Origin of the sequence: Streptomyces sp. NPDC051310, assembly GCF_044455245.1 — a bacterium.
GTDB lineage: Bacteria > Actinomycetota > Actinomycetes > Streptomycetales > Streptomycetaceae > Streptomyces.
Map to the genome: position 1 here is coordinate 1 of NZ_JBITEO010000055.1, position 2,886 is coordinate 2,886.

The following is a 2,886-nucleotide window of genomic DNA, read 5'->3' on the forward strand; positions in this document are numbered from 1 at the left end:
AGAAGGAAGTACGCCGTCTGGATCGGGTGATCATCCGTTTTGCGGGTGATTCCGGTGATGGTATGCAGCTGACGGGTGACCGTTTCACGTCGGAGACGGCGTCGTTCGGGAATGATCTGTCGACGCTGCCGAACTTCCCGGCGGAGATCCGGGCGCCGGCGGGGACGCTGCCGGGGGTGTCGTCGTTCCAGTTGCATTTCGCCGATCATGACATTCTCACCCCGGGTGACGCGCCGAATGTGCTGGTCGCGATGAACCCGGCGGCGTTGAAGGCGAATGTGGGTGATGTGCCGCGGGGCGGTGTGATCATCGTCAACACCGACGAGTTCGCCAAGCGGGCGATGGCGAAGGTGGGGTATGCGACCTCGCCGCTGGAGGACGGGACGCTGGAGGGTTACCGCGTCCACCCCGTTCCGCTGACGACGCTGACGATCGAGGCGCTGAAGGACTTCGGCCTGCCGCGCAAGGAGGCCGAGCGGAGCAAGAACATGTTCGCGCTGGGGCTGCTGTCGTGGATGTATCACCGGCCCACCGAGGGCACGGAGCGGTTCTTGCGGTCGAAGTTCGCGAAGAAGCCCGGTATCGCGGAGGCGAACGTGGCGGCGTTCCGTGCGGGCTGGAACTTCGGTGAGACGACGGAGGATTTCGCCGTCTCCTACGAGGTCGCTCCGGCGACGACGGCGTTCCCGGCGGGCACCTACCGCAACATCTCCGGGAACCTGGCGTTGTCGTACGGGTTGATCGCGGCGTCGCGGCAGGCGGATCTGCCGTTGTACTTGGGGTCGTATCCGATCACTCCGGCCTCCGACATCCTGCACGAGTTGTCCCGGCACAAGAATTTCGGGGTGCGTACGTTCCAGGCGGAGGATGAGATCGCCGGGATCGGTGCGGCGCTGGGGGCGGCGTTCGGCGGGTCGCTGGCGGTGACGACGACGTCGGGTCCGGGGGTGGCGCTCAAAAGCGAGACGATCGGGCTGGCGGTGTCGCTGGAGCTGCCGCTTTTGATCGTGGACATCCAGCGTGGTGGGCCGTCGACGGGTCTGCCGACCAAGACCGAGCAGGCGGATCTGCTGCAGGCGATGTACGGGCGCAACGGGGAGGCGCCGGTGCCGGTCATCGCGCCGCGGACCCCGGCGGACTGTTTCGACGCGGCCCTGGAGGCCGCCCGGATCGCGCTGACCTACCGCACCCCGGTGTTCCTGCTGTCGGACGGGTATCTGGCCAACGGTTCGGAGCCGTGGCGGATCCCGGACGTGGAGGACCTGCCCGATCTGGGGGTGCGGTTCGCCACCGGGCCCAACCACACCCTGCCTGATGGCACGGCAGTGTTCTGGCCCTACAAGCGCGACCCCCGCACACTGGCCCGCCCCTGGGCGCTGCCCGGGACGCCGGGGCTGGAACACCGTATCGGCGGGATCGAGAAGCAGGACGGCACCGGGAACATCTCCTACGACCCGGCCAACCACGACTTCATGGTCCGCACCCGCCAGGCCAAGATCGACGGCATCGAGGTGCCCGACCTGCAGGTCGACGACCCGACCGGGGCGCGGACGCTGGTGCTGGGCTGGGGCTCCACCTACGGCCCCATCACCGCCGCCGTCCGCCGCGTCCGCAAGGACGGCCACCCCATCGCCCAGGCCCACCTGCGCCACCTCAACCCCTTCCCCGGAAACCTCGCAGCGGTCCTGCAGCGCTACGACAAGGTCGTCATCCCGGAGATGAACCTCGGCCAGCTCGCCACCCTCATCCGCGCGAAATACCTGATCGACGCACACAGCTACAACCAGGTCAACGGCATGCCGTTCAAAGCCGAACAGCTCGCCACCGCACTGAAGGAGGCCATCGATGACTGAGGCACTGAAGCTGGTGCCCAAGGCCGAGGCCACCCAGTCCATGAAGGACTTCAAATCCGACCAGGAAGTGCGCTGGTGCCCCGGCTGCGGCGACTACGCCATCCTCGCCGCCGTCCAGGGCTTCATGCCCGAACTCGGCCTGGCCAAAGAGAACATCGTCTTCGTCTCCGGCATCGGCTGCTCCTCCCGCTTCCCCTACTACATGAACACCTACGGGATGCACTCCATCCACGGCCGCGCCCCGGCGATCGCGACCGGCCTGGCATCCTCCCGCACCGACCTGTCCGTCTGGGTCGTCACCGGCGACGGCGACGCACTGTCCATCGGCGGCAACCACCTCATCCACGCCCTGCGACGCAACGTCAACCTCAAGATCCTGCTGTTCAACAACCGGATCTACGGCCTGACCAAGGGCCAGTACTCCCCCACCTCCGAGGTCGGGAAGATCACCAAGTCGACCCCGATGGGATCACTCGACGCCCCGTTCAACCCCGTGTCCCTCGCCATCGGCGCCGAAGCATCCTTCGTGGCCAGAACCGTCGACTCCGACCGCAAACACCTCACCGACATCCTGCGGCAGGCAGCCCACCACCCCGGCACCGCACTGGTGGAGATCTACCAGAACTGCAACATCTTCAACGACGGCGCCTTCGACGCCCTGAAGGACAAGGACACAGCCCAGGAAGCGGTGATCCGGCTGGAACACGGACAGCCCATCCGCTTCGGACCCGACAACAGCAAAGGCGTCGTGCGGGACCCCGCCACCGGCGAGTTGAAAGCCATCACCCTCACCCCCCGGACCGAACACCAGGTCCTCATCCACGACGCCCACAACCAAAGCCCCACCACCGCCTTCGCCCTCTCCCGCCTCGCAGACCCCGACACCCTCCACCACACCCCCATCGGCGTCTTCCGCGCCGTCCAACGCCCCGTCTACGACACCCTCATGGCCGACCAGCTCGACACCGCCATCGAACAACACGGCAAGGGCGACCTCGCCGCACTCCTCACAGGCAGCGACACCTGGACCGTC

At 67.0% G+C, this 2,886-nt stretch carries 2 protein-coding genes; both read left to right on the forward strand.

Going from position 1 to position 2,886, the window contains the following annotated elements:
• The coding region (locus ACIA79_RS33500; RefSeq protein WP_399432200.1) for a 2-oxoacid:acceptor oxidoreductase subunit alpha at positions 1-1,853 on the forward strand (1,853 nt) is incomplete at its 5' end.
• Positions 1,846-2,886 (forward strand): 2-oxoacid:ferredoxin oxidoreductase subunit beta (locus tag ACIA79_RS33505; protein WP_399432201.1); only part of this gene is annotated, 1,041 nt, incomplete at its 3' end. The genes ACIA79_RS33500 and ACIA79_RS33505, both read left to right, overlap by 8 nt.